Genomic DNA, 25130 nt, shown 5'->3' on the forward strand with positions numbered 1-25130 from the left:
TTAAGCAAACAAAAACGGCACGCCGCAGCGTGCCGTTGTGTTCGCGGCTAAAAGTTTACAGCGCCGAGAAGTCCAGCTTGACGCCGGTGGCGGCCTGGATCTGGTCCTTGCTGACGCCGGGCGCCAGTTCGGTCACTTTCAGGCCGCTGTCCGTTACTTCCAGCACGCCGAGGTCGGTGATGACCAGGTCCACCACGCCGACGCCGGTCAGCGGCAGGTCGCATTTCGGCAGCAGCTTGTGCGAGGTCGAGCCGTCCTTGGCGGTGGCCACGTGCTCCATCAGCACCACCACTTTCTTGACGCCGGCCACCAGGTCCATCGCGCCGCCCATGCCCTTGACCATTTTGCCCGGAATCATCCAGTTGGCCAGGTCGCCGTGTTCCGACACCTGCATGGCGCCGAGGATGGCCAGGTTGATCTTGCCGCCGCGGATCATGCCGAAGGAATCGGCCGAGCTGAAGTAGGCCGAGCCCGGCAGCGCCGTCACGGTCTGCTTGCCGGCGTTGATCAGGTCGGCGTCGATTTCCTCTTCGGTCGGGAACGGGCCGATGCCCAGCAGGCCGTTTTCCGATTGCAGGAACACTTCGATGCCGGTCGGCACATAGTTGGCCACCAGGGTCGGCAAGCCGATGCCGAGGTTGACGTAGAAACCGTCCTGCAGTTCCTTGGCCGCGCGCGCGGCCATTTCATCACGAGTCCATGCCATAGTAAGTCTCCGATTCTTTTAGTTGGCGGCGCGCACGGTGCGCTGCTCGATGCGTTTTTCCGGCGTGGCGTTGACCACGATGCGGTTGACATAGATGCTCGGCAGGTGCACCTGGTCCGGATCGATCTCGCCGGTTTCCACCAGCTGCTCGACCTCGACGATGCAGACCTTGCCGGCCATGGCCGCGTTCGGATTGAAGTTGCGCGCGGTCTTGCGGAACACCAGGTTGCCGGCCTTGTCGGCCTTCCAGGCCTTGACCAGCGCCACGTCGGCCACCAGGCTGCGCTCCATGACGTACTGTTCGCCGTCGAACTCGCGGATTTCCTTGCCGTCGGCGACGATGGTGCCGACGCCGGTCTTGGTGAAGAAGGCGGGAATGCCGGCGCCGCCGGCGCGCAGCTTCTCGGCCAGCGTGCCCTGCGGCGTGAATTCCAGCTCCAGTTCGCCGGCCAGGTACTGGCGCGCGAACTCCTTGTTTTCGCCCACGTAGGAGGCGATCATCTTCTTGATCTGGCGGGTTTCCAGCAACTGGCCGAGGCCGAAGCCGTCAACGCCGGCGTTGTTGGAAATGGCCGTCAGGCCGGTGACGCCGGAATCGCGCAGCGCGCCGATCAGCGCCTCCGGGATGCCGCACAGGCCGAAGCCGCCGACCGCGATGGTTTGCCCGTTCTGCACCACGCCTGCCAGGGCGGAAGCAGCGTCCGGATAGATCTTGTTCATATATGTCCCTTATGATTTATGTTGCGTGTGCCTTGCCAACGTTGTTAAATACCTTAGCGATGCGGCGATCCAGCATAGAATACGCACATTAAAAGCACAATACCGTAGAACTACCTGTACCCATGCACGCTCAGCCGATCATTGATTACGAATCGATTTTCCTCCATGCGCCGGTAGGCATGTGCATTTCGGAAAACCGCACCATCCAGACCTGCAACGAGGCGCTGGCCGCCATGTTCGGCTATACCCGCCAGCAGCTCGAAGGCCTGTCCTTCCTGGCGCTGTATCCCACCATGGACGAATTCCTGCGCACCGGCGACCGCATCATCCCCATCATGAACGCCAAGGGCCGCTATTCCGATGAGCGCATCATGCGCCGCGCCGACGGCGAGCTGTTCTGGTGTCACGTCACCGGCCATGCGATGCAGTCCAGCGCCCCGCTCGGCCCCGGCATCTGGACTTTCGAGGACGTCAGCGAAAAGCGCCCGGTCACGGCCGAACTGACGCCGCGCGAGCGGGAAATCGCCGCCCTGCTGGTCGAAGGCAAGACCAGCAAGACCATCGCCCGCCAGGTCGACCTCAGCCCGCGCACGGTGGAAATGCACCGCGCCAAGCTGATGCGCAAATTCTCCGCCGCCACGTCCTCCGAGCTGGTGCACAAGCTGATCGGCGTCCAGCTTTAATAACGGCCGTCAGGTGGCCGTCATGCCGTCGTCGGCCGAGATGATCGCACCGTTGATGAAGTTGGAATCCTCGCCGGCCAGCAGCAACAGCAGGCCATCGAGGTCTTCCGGCTTGCCCGGGCGCTTGCGCGGCAGCATCTCGATCAGCTTCTGGCCCTGCTCGCTGGCGAAATAATCCTCGTTGATCTCGGTGGAAATATAGCCGGGGCAGATGGCGTTGGTGTTGATGCCGTACTTGCCCCACTCCACCGCCATGGCCTTGGTCATCTGCACCACGCCGGCCTTGCTCATGCAGTACACGCCGATCTGCGGCATCACGCGCAGCCCGGCCACCGAGGCGATATTGATGATGCGGTGCTTCTTGCTCGGGTCGCCCTTGGCGCGCGCGATCATGCGCTTGGCCGTCTCCTGCGCCACGAAAAAGCCGCCGCGCAGGTTGGTGTCCATCACGAAGGCGTAATCCTCCGGCGTCACATCCACCAGCCGCTGCGTGGTCGACACGCCCGAGTTGTTGACCAGGATGTCGATCGGGCCGGCCTCGGTCTCGGCGTGGGCGATGGCCGACTTGATGCTGGCGTAGTCGGTGACGTCCAGGCTGACCACGTGGGCGGCGCCGCCGTCGGCCTCGATCTCGGCGCGCAGCTCCTTCAGGCGCTCGGTGCGGCGCGAGGCCAGCACCACCTGCGCCCCCGCCTGGGCCAGCACTTTGGCAAACCGGGCTCCCAGACCGCTGGAGGCGCCGGTGATCAGCGCAATTTTTCCCTCAAAGTTAACTTCTATGCCCACGGTTGCTCCTCTATGTTTGGCGAATGTCTAAGCAATATCATTACACAAATCGCCAGTATTAGATTGCGGTGTCTAATAATGTCGCGGAAAATGGCAGCAATCCAACGGAAAAAGAAGCACACTCGTGCTAAAATTTTTACATTCATCAAAACCACTATAACAACAGACCATGACACAGCCTCAAAATCTTGTAGAACAGTACGGCCCGCGCGATGCGATGGAGTATGACGTCGTGATCGTCGGCGGCGGCCCGGCAGGCTTGTCGGCAGCAATCAAAATCAAACAGCTGGCCGCTGAAAAAGGCCAGGAAGTGTCGGTCGTCGTGCTGGAAAAAGGCGGCGAGCTGGGCGCCCACATCCTGTCCGGCGCCGTGATGGACCCGAAAGCGCTGACCGAACTGATCCCTGACTGGAAGGAAAAAGGCGCGCCGCTCAACACCGCCGTCACCGAAGACCGCGTGCTGTTCCTGACCGAGACCAAGGCCTACAAGACGCCGAACATGCTGCTGCCGGCCTGCTTCGAGAACCACGGCAACTACGTCATCTCGCTGGGCAACGTGGTGCGCTGGCTGGGCCAGCAGGCCGAGGCGCTGGGCGTGGAAATCTTCCCCGGCTTCGCCGCCGCCGAAGTGCTGTACAACGACGACGGCTCGGTCAAGGGCATCGCCACCGGCAACATGGGCGTCAAGCGCGACGGCGAAGCCGGTCCGGAATTCCAGCTGGGCATGGAACTGCACGGCAAATACACGCTGTTTGCCGAAGGCGCGCGCGGCCACCTGGGCAAGCAGCTGATGGCCAAGTACGACCTGAACAAGGGCAAGGACCCGCAGTCCTACGGCATCGGCATCAAGGAACTGTGGGAAATCGACCCGGCCAAGCACCAGCCCGGCCTGGTGATCCACACCACCGGCTGGCCGCTCGACAGCAAGACCTATGGCGGCTCCTTCCTGTACCACCTGGAAAACAACCAGGTGATGATCGGCTACGTGGTCGGCCTCAACTATGAAAACCCCTACCTGTCGCCCTACGAGGAATTCCAGCGCTACAAGACCCACCCGGAAATCCGCACCTTCCTCGAAGGCGGCAAGCGCATCTCCTACGGCGCCCGCGCGATCACCGCCGGCGGCCTGCAATCGCTGCCGAAGCTGGTGTTCCCGGGCGGCGCGCTGATCGGCTGCGACGCCGGCTTCCTCAACATGAGCCGCATCAAGGGCAGCCACGCGGCCATCAAGTCCGGCATGCTGGCGGCCGAATCGGTGTTCGAGGCGCTGGGCGCCGGCCGCCAGGCCGACGAACTGGCCAGCTACCCGAGCGCCTTCGAGAAATCGTGGCTGCACGAGGAACTGCACGTGGCGCGCAACGTCAAGCCATGGCTGAACAAGGGCCTGTATATCGGCTCGCTGATGACCGGCATCGACCAGATCGTGTTCCGCGGCAAGGCGCCGTGGACCTTGCGCCACTCGCACGCCGACCATGAATGCCTGAAGCCGGCCGCGCAGTTCCAGCCGATCGCCTACCCGAAACCGGACGGCAAGCTGACTTTCGACCGCCTGTCGTCGGTGTTCATCTCGAACACCAACCATGCGGAAGACCAGCCGATCCACCTGACGCTGAAGAACCCGAGCGTGCCGGTGGACGTCAACCTGGCCCAGTACGCGGGACCGGAGGCGCGCTACTGCCCGGCCGGCGTGTACGAATTCGTCAAGACCGACGACGGCGCCGACCGCCTGCAGATCAACGCCCAGAACTGCGTGCACTGCAAAACCTGCGATATCAAGGACCCGACCCAGAACATCGTCTGGGTGACGCCGGAAGGCGGCGGCGGGCCGAACTATCCGAATATGTAAAAAAGCAACACTTCCAGCACAGCGCGACCGCCCGGTCGCGCTGTTTTTCATTGATCCAGGCCAACAATCGGAACATAATCGGCCGGTGGAAACGACGGTAAACAGCGGTTTTCAGCGCGGTTACAAATTATTTTCAAGAAATTTCCATGCAGCATTTAATGTCCTCTCATCTACGGTCGTCTTGTACTTGGGAGAGCGCAAAAGATTCGTTGCTCCGAACTGAATCCACCTACCAGGAGTTATTTCATGCTGAGCCTTCACACCAATTCTGCAGCCCTTGCCGCACAGAACTCGATTTCCCGCACCCAGTCGTCGCTGTCGACTTCGCAGACCCGCCTGAGCACCGGCTTCCGTGTCAACTCGGCAATGGATGACGCTGCAGGCCTGCAAATTGCAACCCGTCTGAAATACCAGACCAGCGGCATGACCGTTGCAATGCGCAACACCCAAAACTCGATCTCGCTGATGCAAACCGCCGAAGGCGCGCTGGACGAGACCACCACCATCCTGGTGCGCATGAAGGATCTGGCCACCCAGGCTGCCGACGGTTCGTCGAACGACGCCGACCGCACCTCGATGCAAGCTGAATTCGATGCACTGACCAACGAACTGACCAACATCGTGGGTAACACCACCTTCGGCGGCCAGAAACTGTTCAATGCCGACATGTCCAGCTCGACCGCCACCTTCCAGAACACCGGCCTGACCTTCCAGATCGGCGCCTCGACCAATGAGACGCTGAAGTTCGACCTGACCACCCAGGTCAGCGCCATGCAGACCGCACTGACCAGCGCCACCGCCGGCTTCAACTCGTCGGGCACCGCTTCGACCGCCACCGGCACCGAACTGGCCACCTCGGCAGCAACCGCCAACAGCGCCATCGACCTGCTGGCCAGCGCGATCGACTCGGTGTCGGTGGTCCGTTCCAACCTGGGTGCGACTTCGAACCGCCTGGAGCACGTGTACAACAACTTGGCCAACGTCTCGACCAACACCAAGGCTGCGGAAGGCCGCATCATGGATACCGACTTCGCCGCTGAATCGTCGAACATGACTTCGCAGCAGATGCTGCTGCAAGCCGGCACCGCGATGCTGAAACAGTCGAACAGCACCTCGTCGCTGGTTATGTCCCTGCTGCAGTAATATCGTAGTAGTATCCGGATACGGCAGTATCCGGGTCATCAAGGGCCAACCGGATACTTTTCGGTTGGCTTTTTTTATACCCGCAACACTGGATAATCCGCCTGATGGCTTTAGAACGCATCGGACCTCTCCTTCGCCCGCAGGGCGTCCCGAACCGGCAGCCGGTGCAGCCAGGTCAGGTCACGCGCGCGCCGGATGCGGCGCCGGTGGCCGATACCGAGTTTCCCCTCGGTCCGCTGGCGCCCGGCAACGCCGGCAGCGCCACCGGCGCCGCGCCGATCGGCGCCATCCCGGAAGCGGCCGAAGCCCATCCCTTGCCGCCGGGCGGCCTGGAAGCGCTGGCCGACGCGCTGGCCGACATGCCGAACGCGGCCGATCCGGCCGCGATGCGCCCCAACCAGGTATTTTTGTCGCGCCAGCTGATCTGGCAACCGCCCGATACCGCCATGATGGCCGCCTCCTGGCAAGTGATGGTGCGCACCTACAGCGAGCAGCGCGCCGCCTGGCTGGAGCAAACCACCGGCCAGCACCTGCCGGCCAGCCTGTTCCTGAGCGAGCAAATCCCCGCCGGCAGCCGCGACGGCCGCCCGGGCCTGCCGATGGTGACCGAGATGGAACCGTGGCGCTTCGCCGTCTACGCCTGGGGCGACAAGCGCCTGGTGCTGAAGGTGGTGGTGATCGACGACGACGAATACGACCGTCTGCGCCGCAAGCGCGCCCGCGCCGCGCTGCGGCTGGAACTGATGCTGCCGGCGGTGGGCCGGGTGGTGATCCAGCTCGAGCCGGCCGGCGGCTACGGCGTGGTGATGGAAGTGGGCGCCCCGCAGACCGCCGCCATGCAGCACATGCGCGAAGTGCTGCCGCAGCTGGCGGCCAGCGTCAGCCGCCTGGGCCTGACCATCGTGCGCTGCCGCCTGCGCCGCGAACTGCCGCCGCCCAGCAGCGACCATCCCTATCCGAGCCGCATGCAAACCGCCGCCCTGACGGCGGCGATTTTCCACGCGACGGCGGCGGTGGCGACCCTGCTGTCGCAGCCCGCCCTGCCCGACGACGTGCAATGATTAACACCCTCCTTTCCATTCTTTTTTCTTTCCATGGCAAATACATCCCACGTCGACCAGTTGTTCACGCAAGCTGTCCAGTACCACAGCGACGGCAATTTGCCCCAGGCGCTGCAAGCCTATGAGCAGGTGCTGCGCCTCGCTCCCGATCATTTCGACGCGCTGCACCACACCGGCATCGCCGCCTTCCAGAGCGGCAATTTCGACGCCGCAGCCAGTTTCATCCGGTCCGCCCTGGCGGTCGATCCCGAGCATGCGCCGGCCCACAGCAATCTCGGCAATGCCCTGCGCGAACTGCAATTCATGGAAGATGCGCTGCGCAGCTACGACCGCGCGCTGGCGCTGGCCGGCGACGACGCCAACACCCATTTCAACCGCGCCGTCACGCTGCAATCGCTGCTGCGCACCGACGACGCGCTGCTCGCCTACGACCAGGTGCTGGCGCTCGATCCGAACGACGACCAGGCCTGGAACAACCGCGCCACGCTGCTCTGGCAGACCGGCCAGTACGACCTGGCGCTGCTCAACGCCGAGCAGGCGCTGGCGCTGAACCCGCACAACCTCGAAGCCCACAATAACCGCGGCAACATCCTGCGCGACAGCGGACGCCCGGTCAGCGCCGAGGAAAGCTACCGCCAGGCGCTGGCGCTGGCGCCGGACTACGCCGACGCCCATTACGACCTGGGCCGGCTGCTGCTGGCCGAAGGCCGCCACGAGGAAGCGCTGCAGGCGCTGGACGAGGCGGTCCGCCTGCAGCCGCAGCTGCTTGCCGCGCGCCGCCAGCGCGCGCTGGCCTTGCACCAGCTGAACCGCACCGAGGAAGCCCGGCACGCCGACGACGACGCCCAGGCGCTGCAAGGCCAGCTGATCGCCGCCTACCGCCAGCGCGGCCTGCAGCTGGCGCAACTGACCTATCACGAATCGGCCGCCGCCCTGTATGCGGCGGCGCTGGAACTGGACAGCGACAATGCCGAACTGCGCCAGTTGCATGCCGAGGCGCTCGACAACAGCAAGCAGCACGAAGACGTGCTGGCCAGCCTGCGCCACGCGCTGGCGTTGCGCGTGGAGCGCGTGGTGCGTCATGCGCCGGACGCCATGATCTTCCCGCGCGATCCACAGCAGGAATACGAAAAGGCCCGCGTGGCGCTGGAAAAGCTGCTGAAGATGGCGCCCAACAATCCGCGCGCCTACATCAACCTCGGCAGCATCTTGAACAAGCTGGGCTTCAACGACCAGGCGCTGGCCAGCTACGACCGCGCGCTGGCGCTGGAGCCGGGCTTCCCGCTGGCCATGTGGAACCGCGCCCTGCTGCTGCTGGCGCGCGGCGATTATGAACGGGGCTGGCAAGGCTACGAGTACCGCTGGATCGCCAAGGACCTGCCGCTGTCGCGCTCCAAACGGCATTTCCTCAAGCCGCAATGGACCGGCAGCGAGCCGCTCAAGGGCAAGACCATCCTGTTGCACGCCGAGCAGGGCTATGGCGACGCCATGCAGTTCTGCCGCTACGCCAAGCTGGTCAAGCAACGCGGCGCCCGCGTGCTGCTGGAGGTGTGGACGCCGCTGGTGGCGCTGATGCAGACCCTGGAGCACGTCGACCAGGTGATCGAGACCGGCAGCGAGCGGCCGGCGTTCGACTACCACATTCCGCTGCTGAGTCTGCCGCTGGCGCTCAACACCCGGCTCGACACCATCCCGGTCGAAGCCGCCTACCTGCGCAGCGACCCGGCCAAGCGCGACCAATGGAATGGCGAGCTTGGCGCGCAAACCCGGCTGCGCGTCGGCGTCGTGTGGAGCGGCAGCATGACCCACGGCAACGACCACAACCGCACCCTGCCGCTGTCGCTGCTGGCGCCGCTGTTCAGCGAGGACTACGAATTCATCTGCCTGCAGAAGGACATCCGGCCCGACGACAAGGCGCTGCTCGACACCCTGCCGGTGCGCCAGGTCAGCCATCTGCTGAAAGACTTCGGCGACACCGCCGCGCTGTGCGACCTGATGGACCTGGTGATCACGGTCGACACCAGCGTGGCCCACCTGGCCGGCGCGCTCGGCAAGCCGTTCTGGGTGATGCTGCCGACGCCGTTCGAATGGCGCTGGCTGGAACACGGCAGCAGCAACCCGTGGTATCCGAGCGCCACCGTGTTCCGCCAGGAGCAGATCGGCGTCTGGGAACCGGTGGTGGCCGAAGTGGCCGCCGCCCTCAAGGACGTGCCGCCGCCGGCGCCGCCCAGCATGTTCCAACTGCACACCTGAACCCTTGACTCATGACTATGCCTACTTATCCAGAATACGTCCCCGCGTCCGCCGCCGTCCCCTGCCCGATCTGCGCCACCGAGACGGTGATGCACGACGTGGTCGATTTCAACAAGAGCTGCGAGGAGGCGCGCCAGTACTTCCTGCCGCTGTCGGGCCGGCCGGTGTACTACCACCGCTGCCCGGAATGCGCCTTTGTGCTGGCGCCGGAGTTCCGCCACTGGTCGGACCAGCAGTTCCAGGAGCACATCTATAACGAGCGCTACATCGATATCGATCCGGACTATGTCAGCAAGCGGCCGACGCTCAACGCCAACCTGCTGCGCCAGCTGTTCGACCGCGCGCGCCAGGACATCCGCCACCTCGACTACGGCGGCGGCAGCGGCGTGCTGTCCAACGCGCTCACCGCGCAGGGCTGGAACTCGACCACCTACGATCCCTTCCCGCGCAACGAGCAGCGTCTCGCCGACCTCGGCAAATTCAACCTGATCAGCGCGTTCGAGGTGTTCGAGCACGTGCCCGACGTCAGCGAACTGATGAGCAATATCACCGCCCTGATGGAGGACGAGTGCCTGGTGATCTTCTCGACCTTGCTGACGGATGGGAACATCAAGCCGAATACCCGGCTGACGTGGTGGTATGCCTCGCCGCGCAACGGCCATATCAGCCTGTTCTCGCGGCAAAGCCTGGTGCAGCTGGCCAAGCAGCACGGACTGCAGTACGGCAGCTTCAATGCCGGCACGCACTGCCTGTTCAACCGCTTGCCGGACTGGGCCAGCAAGCTGCTGGCGCCGCAGAAAACCTAGCCGACCGTGCCGATGATGCTGACTTCGCGGTTTTCCGGAATCTCGTTATAGGACAGCACATGCAGACCGGGCGCGAACAGGCGCGCATAGCGCGCCAGCAGCGGCCGGATCTGCGGCAGCACCAGCAGCAGCGGCGGGGTCGCCTGCTGCCGCATCTGTTCGCGCGCCACCGGCATGTTGACCTGCAGCTGCGCCAGCAGGTGCGGGTCGATCGGGTAGTTGTCGAGCACCACCTTGCCGCTCTGGCGCGCCTGGTTCAACGATCCCAGCAGCATGTTCTCGAGGTCGCCGCCGAGGTTGAAGGCCTGCATCTCGGTCTTCTGGCCGAACAGGCCGGTGACGATCTGGCGCCGCAGCGCGCAGCGCACCTCGGCCGCCAGCAGGATCGGGTCCTTGGTGGTTTCCGAGCTGTCGACCAGCGTGGTGGCGATCGGCACGATGTCCTTCAGCGAAACGTTCTCGGCCAGCAGCACGCGGAACACGCGCAGCAGCTGGGTCGGCGTCAGCGCCTTGTCGAGCGCGCTTGACAGCTTGGGCGAGATCGCGCTCAGGCGCTCCATCATCGCCGGCACGTCCTCGTGGCGGAACAGCTCCGGCAGGTATTCGCGGATCAGCTTGGACAAGTGGGTGGCGATCGCGCTCGGCGTCTCCACCACCTGGTAGCCCAGTCCCAGCGCATTGGCCTTCTCGCTGGTTTCGATCCAGGTCACCGGCATGCCGTAGGCCGGCTCGATGCCGGGGATGCCGTCGATCTGGCCGTACACATTGGGCGACGGGATCGCCATCAGGCGGTCGGCGAACACCTCGGCCTGCGACACCACGCTGCCCGACAGGATCACCGAATACTGGGTCGGCTTCAGGCCCAGGTCGTCGCGCACGCCGATCGGCGGCAGCAGCAGGCCCATGGCTTCCGAGATGCTCTGCCGCACGCCGCGGATGCGCTTGGTCAGCGGCTCGCCGTGCGCCTTGTCGATCAGGCCCACCAGCTTGTAGCCGACCGCCAGCTGCAGCGGCTGCACGGCCGGCAGGTTGGCCCAGTCGAGCTCGGGCACGCGGTCGTCGCGCAGCGCCGCCTCGATGGCGTCGAAATCGCTGGTGTCGGGCGCCTTGACCCGGCCCAGCAGCTTCCAGCCGACATACGCCAGCACCAGCGCGAACGGCCCGAACATCTGCCATGGCATGCCCGGCACCAGCGCCAGGATCATCATCATGCCGGCCGCGCTCAGCATCACCTGCGGCGAGGTCAGCACCTGGCTGCCGACCTGCTGCTCGAAGTCGCCGGAGTCCGAGATACGGGTCACCAGGATGGCGGCGGCGGCCGACAGCAGCAGCGCCGGGATCTGCGCCACCAGGCCGTCACCGATGGTCAGCAGCGCGTATTGCTTGAAGGCGTCGCCGAACGACATGTCCTGCATCAGCGCGCCGATGGCCACGCCGCCGACCATGTTGATGATCAGGATCAGGATCGAGGCCACGGCGTCGCCGCGCACGAACTTGGAGGCGCCGTCCATGGCGCCGTAGAAGTCGGCCTCCGAAGCGACGTCCATGCGGCGCTGCTGGGCTTTTTCCTGGTTGATCAGGCCGGCGTTGAGGTCGGCGTCGATCGCCATCTGCTTGCCCGGCAGCGCGTCCAGCGTGAAGCGCGCCGACACTTCCGAGATGCGCTCGGCGCCCTTGGTCACCACCATGAAGTTGATGATCATCAGGATCACGAACACCACGATGCCGACCACGTAGTTGCCGCCCACCACCACGTTGCCGAAGGCCTCGATCACGTGGCCGGCGGCGGCCGTGCCCTCATGGCCGTGCAGCAGCACCACCCGGGTCGACGCCACGTTCAGCGTCAGCCGCAGCATGGTGGTGGCCAGGATCACCGTCGGGAACACCGAGAAGTCCAGCGGCCGGCGCGCCGACACCGACACCAGGATCACAATCAGCGCCAGCACGATATTGAACGTGAACATCACGTCCAGCAGTACCGGCGGCAGCGGCAGGATGATCATCGCCAGTATCATCAACAGGAATGCCGGGGTGGCAAACTTGTGGCGACGTGCCTCCGCAATCAGCGTCTTCAAAAAATTCACTGCTTAACCTCGCTCATGGATGTGGGCACAACAACTTCATGTTCATGTGGACGCACCGGCTCGGCGTTACGCCGTCCGGCCCGGAAAGCCTGCAATTGCAGCACGTAATTCAGCACCTGCGACACCGCCTGGTACAGCTGCACCGGGATCTGCTGGTTGACCTGGCTGGTGTTGTAGATGGCGCGCGCCAGCGGCGGCAGCTCCATCACCTCGATCTTGAACTCGGCCGCCAGCTGGCGCAGGTACAGCGCCATCTCGTCGACGCCCTTGGCCACCACGAACGGCGCCTCGGCCTTGCCGAGGTCGTACTTGAGCGCCACCGCGTAGTGCTCCGGGTTGACGATCACCACGTCGGCGGTCGGCACCGTCTTGCGCGCGCTGCGCCGCGCCATGGCGCGCTGCAGCTGGCGGATGCGGCCCTTGACCTCGGGCCGGCCCTCGTTCGACTTATGCTCTTCCTTCAGGTCCTGCTTGCTCATGCGCTGGTTCTTGGCAAAGAAGAAGGCCTGCGCCGGCACGTCGATCAGGGCGAAGATGATGAACACCGCCACCATCGACATCAGGCCGTCGAGCATCAGGTTGGAGCCGGCCATCATGGCCTGCCCCATCGGCATCATCTGCAGCTGGGTGTACTGCGGCACGGTCGAGCGCGCCACATGCACGAGCACGGCGATGAGCACGGCCGCCTTGCCGATCGAAATCAGCAGCTCGAAGGCGTGCTTGCCGGAAAACAGGCGGCCGATATTGCTCATCGGGCTCATGCGCGACAGCTTGGGCTCCCAGTTCTTCACCGAGATCACCCAGCCGCCCGGCACCATGGCCCCCAGCACGATGAAGAACGGCACCACGAACAGCGGCAGCAGCATCTTGATCAGCAGCCACATCGAGCTGCTGAACACGATCGACATGGCGTTGTCGATGGCGCCGTCGCTGTCGAGCGGGGCAAAGCTCTGGTGGAAGATCTCGTTGAACTCGGCCATGTAGGACGGCAGCAGGTAGACGAACAGCTTCAGGCTGACCAGGATGCCGATCGCGGTCGACAAGTCGCGCGAACGCACCACCTGCCCTTCCTGGCGCGACTTCTTGAGCTTCTGCTGTGAAGCCTTTTCTGTTTTGTCGCCGGTGCTGTCGTCAGCCATGGATGGCCACCTGCATCTGCTGGCGTATCATCTCCAGCACCATATTGGTCATGCGCACATAGTGCTCGGGAATGAAGCGCACCACCTGGGCCAGCATCAGCAGGCCGAAGATGGTGATCACGGAAAAGCCCAGCGCGAACAGGTTCAGCGCCGGCGCCACGCGGTTCAGGAAGCCGAAGCCGATCTGCACCACCATGGTGGAAAACACCACCGGCAGCGCCAGCAGCATGGCGGCCGAGAAGATCCAGGCCACGTTGTAGGCCACCGTCTGCATCAGCAGCGGGCCGAAGCCGTGGCCCAGCGGCCAGGCGCGGAAGCTCTGGCCGATCACGTTGGCGATCACCAGGTGGCCGTCGATCGCGAAGAACACGATGATGGCCAGCGTCGACAGCAGGCCCGAGGTGACGTCCGACGACTGGCCGTTCATCGGGTCGTTCATCACCGCCATCGACATGCCCATCTGCGACGAGACAATGAAGCCGAGCACGCCGATGACCGACATCGCGAAGTGGAACGCCAGCCCCAGCACGAAGCCGATCAGGCCCTGCTCGATGGTGGCCACCACGCCGTGTAGGGAAAACGGATTGATCGCCGCCGGGCCCCAGTCGGCGCCGCCGGTGAGCGGCATCATGATGACGGCCAGCACCAGCGCGATCAGGACGCGCACCGTGGTCGGCGTCACCGCCTCGCCCAGCACCGGGGCGCCGATGAACATCGCCAGGATGCGGCAGAACGGCCACCACAGGGCGGTCAGCATCGGCAGCAGCTGGGCGAAGAGGGCTTCCATGGGCGCGGGGGGGCGGCGGGCTAGCCGACCAGGGTGGCGGCGCGGGTAAAGATGGACACGCAGAAGTCCATCAGCAGGGTCGACATCCAGCGCCCGGCCAGGATCACCGCCAGCAGCGTGATGAGCAGCCTGGGCAGGAAACTCAGGGTCTGCTCGTTGATCTGGGTGGCGGCCTGGAACAGCGCCACCAGCAGGCCGGTGATCAGGCCCGGCACGACCAGGATCACCACCAGCAGCATGACGATGTGCAGCGACTCCACCACCAGGTCGACGGCAATTTCGGGTGTCAGCATGGATGCGCCCTATCAGTAAGCCTGGATGCTCGTCACGAGCGTGTTGACGGTCAGGGTCCAGCCGTCCACCAGCACGAACAGCAGCAGCTTGAACGGCAGCGAGATCACCAGCGGCGACAGCATCATCATGCCCATCGCCATCAGCACCGAGGACACCACCAGGTCGATCACCAGGAACGGGATGAACAGCATGCAGCCGATCTGGAACGCGGTCTTCAGCTCGGACAGCACGAACGCCGCCAGCTTGACGGTGAACGCGTGCTGCGCCGGCTCGGTGATCTTGTCCTCGCCGGCCAGGTGGGCGATCTGCTGCAGCGCCGCCTTGCTGGTCTGCGCCAGCATGAAGCGCGCCACCGGCTTTTCGGCGATCTGCAGCGCGGTCTCGAGGCCGATCTTGTCCTGGTCGTAGGGCACGAAGGCCTCGGTCCAGATCTGGTCGCCGATCGGGCGCATCACCAGCAGGGTCAGGATCAGCGCCACGCCGGTGATGATGCGGTTGGGCAGGCCCTGCTGCAGGCCCAGGGCCTGGCGCAGCAGCGACAGCACGATCACGAAGCGGGTAAAGCTGGTCATCATCATGACCATCACCGGGAGCAGGCCCAGCAAGGTCATGATGATCAGGATCTGCATCTTGACCGTCAGTTCGGTCTTGGCGCCCGGCACCACATTGGCCAGCAGATCGACCGCCTGGGCCGGCGCGCAGGCCAGGCCCAGCAAGGCGGCAGCCGGCGCGGCCAGCAGCAGGCGGCGGCGCCACTGCGCGTTCAAGCCCCAGGTCATGGGGTCATCATGTCCAGATTCAGCCCGTCGAGGTCGATCACTTTGAGGCCGTAGTTTTCGCCCGCCACCACCACTTCGGCGCGGCCGATGGCGGTGCCGTTGACCTTGATGACCAGCGGCTCGCCGGCCAGCACGTCGAGTTCCACCACGCTGTCGGCGCCGATGTTCATCAGCTCCTCGAGCGAGATGCGGGCCGAGCCCACTTCCAGCGTCAGCGTGACCGGGATCTTGCGCATCATGGCCGGCAGGTCGCGGCGCGGCGCGGCCGGCGCGATGTCGGTCAGCTCGGCGCCCGGCTGATCGATGATCATCTCTTCCGACAGGTCTTCCAGCAGGGCGTCGCTAGGGTTGGCTACGTTCATGTTCATCATTATTCGGCGTCTTCAAAAGAGGTTAAACAGAGTTTGCCTTTGTGCTCGGTCACGGCGGCCGTAAACAGGCGCGACTCTTCGAGCAGCACGTCCGCTCTGGCCAGGCTGATCGGGATCACATCGCCCACCTGCAAATCGTACAGGGCGCCCAGCGACACTTCCTTGCTGGCCAGGCGGCCGATCAGGCCCACCTGCAGGCGCTGCGCCAGCGGCGCGGCGGCCTTGGCCTTCTTGCCGGCGTCGCGGTCGCGCAGCAGGCCGCGCAGCACGCTGGTCATCAGCTGCTTGTCGAGCGCAAACCAGAACTGGCCGGTGGCGCCGCTGGCGACGTCGGCCACGGTGACGGTGATCACCCAGCTGCCCTTGGGCGGGTGCGAGCCGGGACCGGGCTTGAATTCATTGTCGGCGGCCTCGCCGGCGGGCTTGTCGCCGGCCGGCAGGTTGAGTTCGATGCGGCCGGCCAGGGTGCCGGCCAACTGTTGCCCCAGCACCACAGCGAGGCGTTCCTCGGTGGCGGTCACGCGCACCGTGTTCTCGTCGACCGCGGCGGTGTCGGCCTTGGCGCCGCTGCCGTAGCGGAAATTGAGCACGCTGAGCAGCACCTTGCGCTCCAGCGCAAAGGCGATCTGCCCGGCCGGCGCGGCAAAGCTCAGCCAGCGGCTGCGGATCTCGTTGCCCTCCAGGCGGGTGAACGCCACGTCGTCCACCTGGAAGCCGCCCCAGTAGCGGCGGTTCATGTTCAGGCGCATGGACTGCGTCAGATCGTCGCGCAACTGGGCCGCAAAGATATGCAGCAAATGCACCGGACGGCCCAGCAGGCTGGGGTCCAGGACTTGATGTTGCGTCTGTTTTGTCGTTGTCATGTATTGTCCATGGCAGTTAATTCTTTCCTACTCCTCCATCATCGCACTATCCAGCCAAAAACTGCTTACTTCCAGCGCACTTTTTAGCCTGGCTTCTCATCGTAACGTAAAGTAGGACGATCTCGGTAGCAGCATACATCATAATTCACATTATTGCTAATATACAATATTTGGCTGAAAAATTATCTTGCAGGCAAATATCCCTTTACAAGGAAGTTGCCAGCCGGTAAGCTTACTTCAGCTTGTCAGCCTTTGCGCTGCTCTGCAACAAACATCAACAACTGGCGCTTAGTGAATGATTTATAACGGTATTTGTATTCTCGGAACTGTTTCAAGCACTACAAAATGTTACAGTTCGGAAAATTTACAGTTGGTTTGCATGCGGCAGTGACCAACCTGGCCACCCATCCGCGACGCCGAGCATCCGCTCACCTGCGGCGTCCGAGTTTGACTGACATGGCTACACTATCTTTCTTACAAGACTGTGACATGCACAACGGATGTGTAGCACGTTTGGTATAGGACACGACAATATCTGTCACATGGGCTTGCTGCTTCGCGGCAATCTCGCTAAGGTAGTCATCTGGATTCAACGCGGTAAAAAACGCTGCAAAAACGGGGGTAGCAAGATGAGTAATTTTTCCAGCCTGATACAGGCCGACCTGGCGTCGCTGACCAATGCGGCGCACAACCTGGCCACCAGCAGCACCACCATCGCGGCCGCCAACCAGTTCGGCGCCCATGACGCCCAGCATGCCTCCTCCTTCGCCCAGTCGATGCAAGGCGCGATCGACTCGGTCAACCAGCAGGATGTCGACGCCGGCCAGAAAATGGCCGATGTCGATGCCGGCAAGAGCGACGACCTGGTCGGCGCCATGCTGTCCAGCCAGGACGCCAGCCTGTCCTTCTCGATGTTGATGCAGGTGCGCAACAAAGTCATGGGCGGCCTCGACGAACTGATCAAATTACCGCTGTAAGCCTCCGCGAAAGCAATCAACGTGATTAACACCATCAAGTCCGCCTTCGACCGCTGGCGTGCCAACCCGACGGCGCCGTCGCTGTCGCCCGCCCTGCTGAAAACCCTGTACCCGCTGCTGATCCTGGCCATCGGCCTGACCGCGCTGGCGATGATGTACATGTGGAGCAGCCAGTCCAGCTACAAGCCGGTGTTCGGCGCGCGCGAGAAAGTCTCGGCGCCCGACATGATGACCGTGCTCGACACCGACCACATCCCCTACCGCATCCACCCGGAAAGCGGCCAGGTGCTGGTGCCGGAATCGATGCTGGGCAAGGTGCGCATGCTGCTGGCCGCCAAGGGCGTCACCGCGCAGCTGCCGGCCGGCCTGGAACTGATGGACAAGAACGACCCGCTGGGCGTGTCGCAGTTCGTCCAGGACGTGCGCTTCCGCCGCGGCCTGGAAGGCGAGCTGGCGCAATCGATCATGACGCTGGACGCCATCTCGCATGCGCGCGTGCACCTGTCGATCGCCAAGTCGACCTCGTTTGTGTCGGCGGACGGCGACAAATCGTCGGCCTCGGTGGTGGTGGCGCTGAAGCCGGGCGCCACGCTGCCGCCTGAAGCGATCGCCGCCGTCGTCAACATGGTGGCCGGCAGCGTCGCCAGCCTGTCGCCGTCGCGCGTCAGCCTGGTCGACCAGAGCGGCAACCTGCTGTCGGCCCACATCGACCTGGCCGACGGCTTCGACGCCGGCACCAGCGGCAACGACGCCGCCAAGCGCTACCAGGACGACGTCAAGAACAACATCAAGGGCCTGATCGGCCCGGTCATCGGCGACGACAACTACCGCATGTCGGTGGCGGCCGCGGTCGACAACGACCGCGTCGAGGAAACCGTCGAGAAATACGGCGCCGATCCGAAAGTCACCAGCGAGGCCATGCGCGAAGAGCAGGACCGCAACCGCATGGTGATGGGCGTGCCGGGCACGCTGTCGAACCGGCCGCCGCCGGCCGCCGCCAATCCGGCCGCCGCCGCCCAGCAGACCGCCGGCGGCGCCGCCGATCCGAACGCCGCCCCGGCCGACGGCACCGCGCGCAAGAACGCCACCACCCGCCAGTACGCCTACGACCGCAGCATCGTCCAGACCAAGCGCAGCCGTGGCCGCCTGGAGAAACTCAGCGTCGCCGTGGTGCTGGCGCAGGCCGCCGCGCCGACGCCGAAAACCGGCTGGAGCGCCGCCGAAATCGCCAACATCGACAAGATCCTGCGCAACGGCCTGGGCATCAACGCCGAGCGCGGCGACCAGCTGGTGGTGTCGGCCATGAACTTCCCGCCGAAAGCGGCGCCGGTGGCCTGGTGGGAAGAGCGCGACAACATCGTCGACGTCAGCAAGTACGCGATCTACGCGGTCGGCGCCCTGCTCGGCTATCTGTTGCTGCTGCGGCCGATCATGCGCCTGGTCACCGTGCGCTTCACGCCGGACCCGCGCGAGACCGCCCGCATCAACGCCGAACGCCGCGCCGCCGAGCAGGCCGCCGTGGCGGCCGCCAAGGAAGCCAAGGAAGCGTCGGCCAAGGAACAGGCGGTGCTGGCCGACGGCGCCGCGCCGGGCGCGCCGGCCCTGGGCGGCAGCGCCCAGACCGGCATGCCGGTGGTGCCGCTGCTGGAAAACTACGATCTGCCGCCGCCAGGCTCGGCCGTCGACGTCATGGTCGACCACCTGAAAGTGCTGGCCGCGAAAGAACCGGAACGCGTAGCCGAAGTCGTCAAACAATGGATGCAGAAAAATGGCCGAACTCAATAACATGGATGATGACGGCGGCGAATACGCCATGCCGACCAAGCTGACGCCGGTGGAGCAGGCAGCCATTGTGCTGTTGAGCATCGGCGAAGAGCCGGCCGCGGCCGTGCTGCGCTGCCTGTCGCGCGAGGAATTGCTGGAAGTCACGCAGGTGATGTCGCGCATGAGCGGCATCAAGGTCGAATCGGTGAAGAACGCGATGCAGAAGTTCTTCGACGATTACCGCGAACAGTCGGGCGTGCACGGCGCCTCGCGCTCTTACCTGAAGCGCTCGCTGGACCTGGCGCTCGGCGGCGACCTCGCCAACACGGTGCTCAACAACATCTACGGCGACGAACTGCGGCCGAAGATGGCGCGCCTGCAATGGGCCTCGCCGAAATGGCTGGCCGAATACATCTCCAACGAACACGTGCAGATGCAGGCGGTGTTCCTGGCCTTCCTGCCGGCCGCGCTGGCCGGCCAGATCATCGACGGCCTGCCGCAGGACACGCGCGACCTGGTGCTGCTGAACCTGGCGCGCATGGAAGAAGTCGACGCCGACCTGCTGCAGGAACTCGACGAGCTGGTGGACCGCTGCCTGAGCTCCTTCGATTCGCAGGGCACCAGCGTCGAGGGCATCCGCCAGACCGCCGAGATCCTCAACCGCCTGCCAAGCAACCGCGCGCAGATGGTCGAACTGCTGCGCGCCCACGATCCGGACGTGGTGTCGAAGATCGAGCTGTCGATGTACGACTTCTTCATCCTCGGCAACCAGACCGAACAGGCGATCACCCGCATCCTCGAAGACGTGCCGCTGGAACAATGGGCGATCGCGCTCAAGGGCGCCGACATCGCGGTGCGCGACGCCGTGCTGAAAACCATGCCGAAACGCCAGGCGCAAGCCTTCGAGGACATGATGCGCCGCGCCGGCCCGGTGCCGATGTCGCGCATCGAGCAGACGCGCCAGGAAATCATGGCCACCGTCAAGGCGCTGGCCGACGCCGGCGAAGTCGAGATCCAGCTGTTTGCTGAACAGGTGGTGGAATGAAGCAGTTCCGTCCTTACCGCTTCCCGCCGCTGGCGCAGTTCACCACCCAGCGCGCCGCTGCGGCGGCCGCGCATGGCCATGGCCACAGCGGCCATGGCGGCGACGGCGGCGCCCAGTGGGCCGCCTCGGTCAGCGAGGGCTTTGAACAGGGCCAGCGCGACGGCTACGAAATCGGCCTGGCGCGCGGCCAGGAGGACGGCTTCGAAGCCGGCCGCCAGTCGGGCCAGGAACAGGGCCGCGAAGAAGGCCGCCACGAAACCCTGGTCGCCTACGACCAGATGGCGCGCCCGGTCGACGCCATGCTCAAGAGTTTGAAAAAACTGCGCTCCGACTACCGCGCCGCCCAGCGCAAGGAAGTGGTCGACCTGGTGGCCAAGGTGGCGCGCCAGGTGATCCGCGCCGAACTGGCGCTGCAGCCGGTGCAGCTGATGGCGCTGGTGGAGGAAACCCTGGCCTCGATGCCGCCGACCCGCGATGAAATCGATGTGTTCCTGAATCCGGAAGAGCTGAAACGCATCGCCGAGCTCGACCCGAAACGCTCCAAACGCTGGAATCTGATCCCCGATGCCCGTCTTGAGGTAGGGGAATGTCGCATCAAGGCAGGCGATAATGAAGTCGATGCCGGTTGCCATCAACGTCTTGCGGCGGTCATGGAACAGGTCGATAATCAACTGCAGATCGCCGACAGCGGCGATGAACCGGAGGTCGAAGAGTGATCGCTGATGCCTTACGCAATCTCGAACTGGGTTCGGTGCCCATGGCGACCCCGACGGGCCGCCTGGTGGGCGCGTCCGGTTTGTTGCTTGAGGCCGTAGGTTGCCCTTTGCACACCGGCCAGCGTTGCCAGATTGAGACAGTCAGCGGCGAATGGCTGGACGCGCAGGTGGTCGGTTTCCGCGAGAAGCTGTCGTTCCTGATGCCGTTCAAGAAAGCCGTGGGCCTGACCACCGGCGCGCGCGTGCTGCCCTCGCCGGAAAAGGTCAGCCTGCAGATCGGTTCCAGCTGGCTGGGCCGCATGGTCAACGGCCTCGGCGAACCGATCGACGGCCTCGGCAAGCTGGGCGGCGACTTCCCGCTTGAAACCCAGCCGCCGCGCATCCACCCGCTGAAGAAAAAACCGGTCACCGAACCGCTTGACGTCGGCGTGCGCGCCATCAACGCCATGCTGACCCTGGGCAAGGGCCAGCGCGTCGGCCTGATGGCCGGTTCCGGCGTCGGCAAGTCCGTGCTGCTGGGCCTGATGACGCGCCAGACCGTGGCCGACGTGGTGGTGGTCGGCCTGATCGGCGAGCGCTCGCGCGAGGTGCGCGAGTTTGTCGACATGTCGCTGGGCAAGGAAGGCTTGCAGAAAGCCGTGCTGGTGATCGCGCCGGCCGATGAAAGCCCGCTGATGCGCGTCATGGCCACCGAACTGTGCCACTCGATCGCCGCCCACTACCGCGACCAGGGCAAGAACGTGCTGCTGCTGGTCGACTCGCTGACCCGCTACGCCATGGCGCTGCGCGAAGTGGCGCTGGCGCTGGGCGAGCCGCCGGCCACCAAGGGCTATCCGCCGTCGGTGTTCTCCAACCTGCCGCAGCTGGTGGAATCGGCCGGCAACGGCGAAAACCAGAACGGCAGCATGAGCGCCATCTACACCGTGCTGGCCGAGGGCGACGACCAGCAGGACCCGGTGGTCGACACCGCCCGCGCGATTCTCGACGGCCACATCGTCATGACCCGCGAACTGGCCGAGCGCGGCCACTACCCGGCGATCGACATCGCCGCCTCGATCAGCCGCTGCATGGCGCAGGTGATCGACCATGACCACATGATGGCGGCGCGCGCGCTGAAAGCCAGCATGGCGCGCCACGACCGCGTGCGCGACCTGATTCCGCTGGGCGCCTACGTGCCCGGCGCCGACCCGGTCACCGACAAGGCGGTGCAGCTGCACCCCAGGGTCGAGGATTTCCTCTGTCAGGGCACCAAGGAAGAAGCGCCTTTCGGCCCCTGCGTCACGCAACTTGAAAAGCTGATGACACCATGAGCCAACAAAAAATCCGTAACCTGACCACCCTGGTGGCGCTGCGCAACACGGAAGTGGAGCGGCTGCAGACCGAGATGGCGGAAAAGACCAATCTGCGCGACCGCTACCAGAAGAACCTGGAGCGCCTCACCAGCCTGTACACCAACAGCGGCGCCAGCGGCAACCTCCACCCTGCCCTGGCCGGCAACTGCGGCGACTACAAGCAGGCGGTGATGGCGCTGGCCGACAGCCACCGGCTCGACCTCCACATGCACGAGGCCGATATGGCGGTTTCGCAACAGGCGCTCAACGCCGCCTGGGCCAAGCGCGAGGTCATGGGCAAGGTGCTGGACAAGACGCAAAAGGTGGTGAATGCGCAGCAAAACGCCAAAGAACGCAAACAACATGACGAACTGGCAACACAATTGTGGCTGCGCGGCCAAAAGTAAGCGCCGTTACAAAAAAAAGTTCGGAATATTTTCATACGGAAACGATTAAGGTCGCCCTATATCGGGGTACACTTGATTATCCTTTCCAGGAGCAAAACCATGGCAGTCATCAGTAGCCCAACTTACGATCCGACCACCACCGCGACCAACCTGGCCAACGCCTATGTGGCGCCGACCAAGGCCATCTTGGACAAGCAGACCACCCAGGCCACCGCCGTGGGCACCGGCCTGACCACGCTGAGCGCGGCGCTGAGCGCCTTCCAGGGCACGCTGCAGGGCCTGGCCAGCAGCACCTCGTCGGTGAGCGCGACCAAGGCCACGTTCAGCAACACCAGCGTGGCCACCGCCACCGCCAAGCCGACCGCCGCCGCCGGCACCTATTCGTTCTACGTGCAGCAGCTGGCCACGGCCGGCCAGATGGCTTACAACGTCCCCACCGTCACCAGCGCCGGCGGCAGCATGTCGATCGCGCTCAACACCGGCGCCCCGATCGGGGTCGACCTGACCACCGCCGACAGCAACAACGACGGCTTCCTGAGCGCCAAGGAACTGGCGGCGGCGATCAACGCCTCGCCCGACAACAAATCGCGCATCACCGCCTCGACCATCACCGTCAACAATGTCCAGCAACTGGTGCTGACCTCGACCCAGACCGGCAAGGACAACGCCGTGGCGGCGATCACCACCGCCGGCGGGGCCGACCCCGGGCTGACCAGCGACCTCGGCGCCGGCAACACGCTGACCGACGCCAGCAACGCCATCGTCTGGGCCGGCGGCAAGAACGGCACCAAGGTCGAACAGGCCTCCAACACCTTCAGCATCGTCGACGATGTCTCGTTCACCGTCACCCAGGCGCAGGGCGTCAACGACGCCGCCGTCTCGCTGACCGTGGGCCCGGACAGCTCCGGCACCGCCAGCAATGTGCAGAAGTTTGTCGACGCCTACAACACCCTGCTGGCCGCGCTCAACAAGCTGACCGCGCCCGGCGACCACACCGTGGTCGAGTCGACCGACGCCAACGGCACGCCGACGGCGACGGCGGAAGACGCCGCCTTCTACAACGACGCCGGCGTCACCAACCTGCGCGACCGCCTGGGTTCGATCCTGCGTTCCGTGACCGGCGGCCAGTCGCTGATCAGCTTTGGCATCACCGCCACCAAGGACGGTTCGCTGACCCTCGATTCGAGCCGGCTGAACAAGGCCATCGCCGCCAATCCAAGCGGGCTGGACACGCTGTTCGGCCGCGCCGGCATCGGCGTCGACTCGGGCGCGCTGGGCGCGATGAACAAGCTGGTCACCTCGTGGACCACCAGCGCCGGCGGCTTCATCTCGCAGCGCACCACCCAGAACGACAAGCTGCAGAGCGACCTGGCCGACCGCCAGGCCACCGTCAAGGACCAGTTCACCAACGCCTACAAGCGCTTCCTGGCCCAGTTCTCGGCCCTGCAGCAATTGCAATCGTCGATGACCAGCACCTCGAATATGTTCACGGCGATGTTCTCGTCGGACAGCAGCAGCTAATAACCAAGCAACTTTGACACAATGCGGTGCACACCATGATGAACCAGGAAGCCTACAGCAGTTACCACTCCACCAATCTCGACACCCAGGTTGCCCGGGCCTCGCCGATTGAGCTGGTGCTGGTGCTCACCGACGGCTTGCTCGAAGAGCTGGCGCGCGCACGCGGCCATATCGTCGGCAAGCGCTACGAGCTCAAGGCCAACAGCCTGAACAAGTGCACCGACATCATCAACGGTCTGTCCAGCTCGCTGGACTTCGACAACGGCGGCGAGGTGGTGCAGAACCTCGGCCGCCTCTACGAATACTGCGCCGGCCGCCTGTACACGGCCGGCGTCAGCCTGGACCCGAGCATCATCGACGAGGTCACCACCCTGCTGACGACGATCAAGAAAGGCTGGCTCGGCGTCCAGGAGATCCAGGCAAAAAATGGATAGGCACCGCACCCTGCTGCAACTGACGCAGAAGATGAGCGCCGCCATCGCCGCCGCAGACTGGCAGGCGCTGACGGCGATTAACACTTTATTGGCCACCGCGCTGCCGCAGATGGCGGCGCAGGGCAAATGGAACAGCGCGGAATGGGCTGCCCTGGCGGCGCTGCGCCAGATGCACGAAGAAGCCGTCAAGCGCTGCAACCTCGCCACCGATGAGCTGGCGCAGAAGTTGCAGCAAATGCAGGCAAACCAAGAGGGCTGGCTGGCTTACGCCCTCGAGAGCGAATACGCATAACCGGAATCCAAGCATGACCATGACACTTTCCAGCGCTACGGCCGCGGCCAAGGCCGCGCAAGCCGAACTCACCGCACCGGTGGCCGCCAACACGACGGCGTCCGCCGTTGCCGCCAACAGCGGCAAGAGCACGGCCACGTCCGCCAAGCCGGCGAACGGCAGCGGCAGCAACAACGACAGCGCCAACAGTGCCAGGAACAGCAGCACCAGCAGCAAGAACAGCAGCACCGCCACCACGGCCCAGGCCGGCCAGAAGCCGGCGCCGAGCGCCGCGCCGCAGCCGGAACGCAGCAACAGCGCCGACGCCGCCGCGCAGGCCGCC

At 64.7% G+C, this 25130-nt stretch carries 25 protein-coding genes and 1 pseudogene; 16 read left to right on the forward strand and 10 right to left on the reverse strand.

The window, feature by feature from the left end:
- Positions 1 to 55 precede the first annotated feature (55 nt).
- Positions 56 to 706 (reverse strand): CoA transferase subunit B, encoded by a 651-nt coding sequence (locus GJ695_RS25910; RefSeq protein ID WP_154355576.1) that lies wholly within the window; start codon positions 704 to 706, stop codon positions 56 to 58.
- Positions 707 to 724: 18 nt separating this feature from the next.
- Positions 725 to 1426 (reverse strand): CoA transferase subunit A, encoded by a 702-nt coding sequence (locus GJ695_RS25915; RefSeq protein ID WP_154355575.1) that lies wholly within the window; start codon positions 1424 to 1426, stop codon positions 725 to 727.
- Positions 1427 to 1548: 122 nt separating this feature from the next.
- Between GJ695_RS25915 and GJ695_RS25920 the strand changes: the two genes are divergently transcribed.
- A complete protein-coding gene (locus GJ695_RS25920) occupies positions 1549 to 2109 on the forward strand; it encodes a LuxR C-terminal-related transcriptional regulator (RefSeq protein WP_154369915.1) in 561 nt (186 codons plus the stop codon).
- A gap of 9 nt (positions 2110 to 2118) precedes the next feature.
- On the opposite strand, the gene GJ695_RS25925 is transcribed toward GJ695_RS25920, so the two are convergent.
- The gene (locus GJ695_RS25925) at positions 2119 to 2895 is read right to left on the reverse strand and encodes an SDR family oxidoreductase (RefSeq protein ID WP_166455208.1); all 777 of its coding nucleotides are present in this window, start codon (positions 2893 to 2895) and stop codon (positions 2119 to 2121) included.
- 169 nt (positions 2896 to 3064) lie between these two features.
- Between GJ695_RS25925 and GJ695_RS25930 the strand changes: the two genes are divergently transcribed.
- The 5 genes from GJ695_RS25930 (at position 3065) to GJ695_RS25950 (ending at position 10004) form a co-directional block, all read left to right on the forward strand.
- On the forward strand, positions 3065 to 4741 hold the full coding sequence (locus GJ695_RS25930; protein WP_208023417.1) for an electron transfer flavoprotein-ubiquinone oxidoreductase: 1677 nt from the start codon (positions 3065 to 3067) through the stop codon (positions 4739 to 4741).
- Between the two features lie 246 nt (positions 4742 to 4987).
- Positions 4988 to 5884, forward strand: a complete 897-nt coding sequence (locus GJ695_RS25935) for a flagellin N-terminal helical domain-containing protein (RefSeq protein ID WP_154369917.1) — start codon at positions 4988 to 4990, stop codon at positions 5882 to 5884.
- A gap of 104 nt (positions 5885 to 5988) precedes the next feature.
- A complete protein-coding gene (locus tag GJ695_RS25940; RefSeq protein WP_154369919.1) occupies positions 5989 to 6945 on the forward strand; it encodes a hypothetical protein in 957 nt (318 codons plus the stop codon).
- Positions 6946 to 6978: 33 nt separating this feature from the next.
- On the forward strand, positions 6979 to 9198 hold the full coding sequence (locus GJ695_RS25945) for a tetratricopeptide repeat protein (RefSeq protein ID WP_154369920.1): 2220 nt from the start codon (positions 6979 to 6981) through the stop codon (positions 9196 to 9198).
- Between the two features lie 17 nt (positions 9199 to 9215).
- Positions 9216 to 10004, forward strand: a complete 789-nt coding sequence (locus GJ695_RS25950) for a class I SAM-dependent methyltransferase (RefSeq protein WP_208023418.1) — start codon at positions 9216 to 9218, stop codon at positions 10002 to 10004.
- Here the strand turns inward: GJ695_RS25950 and GJ695_RS25955 are convergent.
- The 7 genes from GJ695_RS25955 to GJ695_RS25985 are packed head-to-tail and all read right to left on the reverse strand — an operon-like array spanning position 10001 to position 16321.
- Positions 10001 to 12088 carry a flagellar biosynthesis protein FlhA gene (locus GJ695_RS25955; protein ID WP_166455209.1) on the reverse strand — a complete coding sequence of 696 codons (2088 nt, stop codon included), beginning with the start codon at positions 12086 to 12088 and terminating at the stop codon, positions 10001 to 10003. The two genes, GJ695_RS25950 and GJ695_RS25955, sit on opposite strands and share 4 nt — an antisense overlap.
- Positions 12085 to 13227: an EscU/YscU/HrcU family type III secretion system export apparatus switch protein gene (locus GJ695_RS25960; RefSeq protein WP_154369922.1), complete on the reverse strand. Its 1143-nt coding sequence runs from the start codon at positions 13225 to 13227 to the stop codon at positions 12085 to 12087. Before GJ695_RS25960 ends, GJ695_RS25955 begins: the two co-directional genes overlap by 4 nt.
- On the reverse strand, positions 13220 to 14014 hold the full coding sequence (locus GJ695_RS25965; protein WP_154369925.1) for a flagellar biosynthetic protein FliR: 795 nt from the start codon (positions 14012 to 14014) through the stop codon (positions 13220 to 13222). The genes GJ695_RS25960 and GJ695_RS25965 overlap by 8 nt, the downstream gene beginning before the upstream one ends.
- 20 nt (positions 14015 to 14034) lie before the next feature.
- Positions 14035 to 14307: a flagellar biosynthesis protein FliQ gene (gene fliQ, locus GJ695_RS25970; RefSeq protein ID WP_154355566.1), complete on the reverse strand. Its 273-nt coding sequence runs from the start codon at positions 14305 to 14307 to the stop codon at positions 14035 to 14037.
- A 12-nt stretch (positions 14308 to 14319) separates the two neighbouring features.
- Positions 14320 to 15087 carry a flagellar type III secretion system pore protein FliP gene (gene fliP, locus GJ695_RS25975; RefSeq protein ID WP_154355565.1) on the reverse strand — a complete coding sequence of 256 codons (768 nt, stop codon included), beginning with the start codon at positions 15085 to 15087 and terminating at the stop codon, positions 14320 to 14322.
- Positions 15084 to 15455, reverse strand: a complete 372-nt coding sequence (locus GJ695_RS25980) for a FliM/FliN family flagellar motor switch protein (protein ID WP_208023419.1) — start codon at positions 15453 to 15455, stop codon at positions 15084 to 15086. The genes fliP and GJ695_RS25980 overlap by 4 nt, the downstream gene beginning before the upstream one ends.
- Before the next feature lie 2 nt (positions 15456 to 15457).
- On the reverse strand, positions 15458 to 16321 hold the full coding sequence (locus GJ695_RS25985; RefSeq protein ID WP_154369928.1) for a FliM/FliN family flagellar motor switch protein: 864 nt from the start codon (positions 16319 to 16321) through the stop codon (positions 15458 to 15460).
- A 629-nt stretch (positions 16322 to 16950) separates the two neighbouring features.
- Between GJ695_RS25985 and fliE the strand changes: the two genes are divergently transcribed.
- From fliE to GJ695_RS26035, 10 genes and pseudogenes are all read left to right on the forward strand, one after another.
- Positions 16951 to 17298: a flagellar hook-basal body complex protein FliE gene (fliE, locus tag GJ695_RS25990; protein ID WP_154369930.1), complete on the forward strand. Its 348-nt coding sequence runs from the start codon at positions 16951 to 16953 to the stop codon at positions 17296 to 17298.
- A gap of 21 nt (positions 17299 to 17319) precedes the next feature.
- Entirely contained in the window at positions 17320 to 19083 is a 1764-nt protein-coding gene (gene fliF, locus GJ695_RS25995; protein WP_166455210.1) for a flagellar basal-body MS-ring/collar protein FliF, read from the forward strand.
- Positions 19067 to 20107: a flagellar motor switch protein FliG gene (locus tag GJ695_RS26000; RefSeq protein ID WP_154355561.1), complete on the forward strand. Its 1041-nt coding sequence runs from the start codon at positions 19067 to 19069 to the stop codon at positions 20105 to 20107. The genes fliF and GJ695_RS26000 overlap by 17 nt, the downstream gene beginning before the upstream one ends.
- Positions 20104 to 20823, forward strand: a complete 720-nt coding sequence (gene fliH / locus GJ695_RS26005; RefSeq protein ID WP_154369932.1) for a flagellar assembly protein FliH — start codon at positions 20104 to 20106, stop codon at positions 20821 to 20823. The genes GJ695_RS26000 and fliH overlap by 4 nt, the downstream gene beginning before the upstream one ends.
- On the forward strand, positions 20820 to 22133 hold the full coding sequence (fliI, locus tag GJ695_RS26010; protein WP_166455211.1) for a flagellar protein export ATPase FliI: 1314 nt from the start codon (positions 20820 to 20822) through the stop codon (positions 22131 to 22133). Before fliH ends, fliI begins: the two co-directional genes overlap by 4 nt.
- Complete coding sequence (fliJ, locus tag GJ695_RS26015) at positions 22130 to 22561, forward strand: flagellar export protein FliJ (RefSeq protein WP_154369936.1); 432 nt, start codon at positions 22130 to 22132, stop codon at positions 22559 to 22561. The genes fliI and fliJ overlap by 4 nt, the downstream gene beginning before the upstream one ends.
- 99 nt (positions 22562 to 22660) lie before the next feature.
- Positions 22661 to 24082 (forward strand): flagellar filament capping protein FliD, encoded by a 1422-nt coding sequence (fliD, locus tag GJ695_RS26020; protein WP_154369938.1) that lies wholly within the window; start codon positions 22661 to 22663, stop codon positions 24080 to 24082.
- 35 nt (positions 24083 to 24117) lie between these two features.
- Entirely contained in the window at positions 24118 to 24516 is a 399-nt protein-coding gene (gene fliS, locus GJ695_RS26025) for a flagellar export chaperone FliS (RefSeq protein WP_154369940.1), read from the forward strand.
- Entirely contained in the window at positions 24509 to 24808 is a 300-nt protein-coding gene (locus GJ695_RS26030; protein WP_229260517.1) for a hypothetical protein, read from the forward strand. The genes fliS and GJ695_RS26030 overlap by 8 nt, the downstream gene beginning before the upstream one ends.
- Positions 24809 to 24821: 13 nt before the next feature.
- Positions 24822 to 25130: pseudogene (locus GJ695_RS26035) on the forward strand (hypothetical protein); the annotation flags it as partial.

It is taken from the genome of Duganella alba, assembly GCF_009674495.1.
Lineage (GTDB): Bacteria > Pseudomonadota > Gammaproteobacteria > Burkholderiales > Burkholderiaceae_D > Rugamonas > Rugamonas alba.

Coding starts and splice junctions, on each gene's coding strand:
- GJ695_RS25910 (WP_154355576.1), bottom strand. CDS start 706: ATGGCATGGACTCGTGATGAAATGGCCGCGCGCGCGGCCAAGGAACTG.
- GJ695_RS25930 (WP_208023417.1), top strand. CDS start 3,065: ATGACACAGCCTCAAAATCTTGTAGAACAGTACGGCCCGCGCGATGCG.
- GJ695_RS25985 (WP_154369928.1), bottom strand. CDS start 16,321: ATGACAACGACAAAACAGACGCAACATCAAGTCCTGGACCCCAGCCTG.
- fliH (WP_154369932.1), top strand. CDS start 20,104: ATGAAGCAGTTCCGTCCTTACCGCTTCCCGCCGCTGGCGCAGTTCACC.
- GJ695_RS25950 (WP_208023418.1), top strand. CDS start 9,216: ATGCCTACTTATCCAGAATACGTCCCCGCGTCCGCCGCCGTCCCCTGC.
- GJ695_RS25960 (WP_154369922.1), bottom strand. CDS start 13,227: ATGGCTGACGACAGCACCGGCGACAAAACAGAAAAGGCTTCACAGCAG.
- fliJ (WP_154369936.1), top strand. CDS start 22,130: ATGAGCCAACAAAAAATCCGTAACCTGACCACCCTGGTGGCGCTGCGC.
- fliP (WP_154355565.1), bottom strand. CDS start 15,087: ATGACCTGGGGCTTGAACGCGCAGTGGCGCCGCCGCCTGCTGCTGGCC.
- GJ695_RS25980 (WP_208023419.1), bottom strand. CDS start 15,455: ATGAACATGAACGTAGCCAACCCTAGCGACGCCCTGCTGGAAGACCTG.
- fliS (WP_154369940.1), top strand. CDS start 24,118: ATGATGAACCAGGAAGCCTACAGCAGTTACCACTCCACCAATCTCGAC.
- GJ695_RS26030 (WP_229260517.1), top strand. CDS start 24,509: ATGGATAGGCACCGCACCCTGCTGCAACTGACGCAGAAGATGAGCGCC.
- GJ695_RS25965 (WP_154369925.1), bottom strand. CDS start 14,014: ATGGAAGCCCTCTTCGCCCAGCTGCTGCCGATGCTGACCGCCCTGTGG.
- fliD (WP_154369938.1), top strand. CDS start 22,661: ATGGCAGTCATCAGTAGCCCAACTTACGATCCGACCACCACCGCGACC.
- GJ695_RS25940 (WP_154369919.1), top strand. CDS start 5,989: ATGGCTTTAGAACGCATCGGACCTCTCCTTCGCCCGCAGGGCGTCCCG.
- fliE (WP_154369930.1), top strand. CDS start 16,951: ATGAGTAATTTTTCCAGCCTGATACAGGCCGACCTGGCGTCGCTGACC.
- fliQ (WP_154355566.1), bottom strand. CDS start 14,307: ATGCTGACACCCGAAATTGCCGTCGACCTGGTGGTGGAGTCGCTGCAC.
- GJ695_RS26000 (WP_154355561.1), top strand. CDS start 19,067: ATGGCCGAACTCAATAACATGGATGATGACGGCGGCGAATACGCCATG.
- GJ695_RS25945 (WP_154369920.1), top strand. CDS start 6,979: ATGGCAAATACATCCCACGTCGACCAGTTGTTCACGCAAGCTGTCCAG.
- GJ695_RS25915 (WP_154355575.1), bottom strand. CDS start 1,426: ATGAACAAGATCTATCCGGACGCTGCTTCCGCCCTGGCAGGCGTGGTG.
- GJ695_RS25935 (WP_154369917.1), top strand. CDS start 4,988: ATGCTGAGCCTTCACACCAATTCTGCAGCCCTTGCCGCACAGAACTCG.
- GJ695_RS25920 (WP_154369915.1), top strand. CDS start 1,549: ATGCACGCTCAGCCGATCATTGATTACGAATCGATTTTCCTCCATGCG.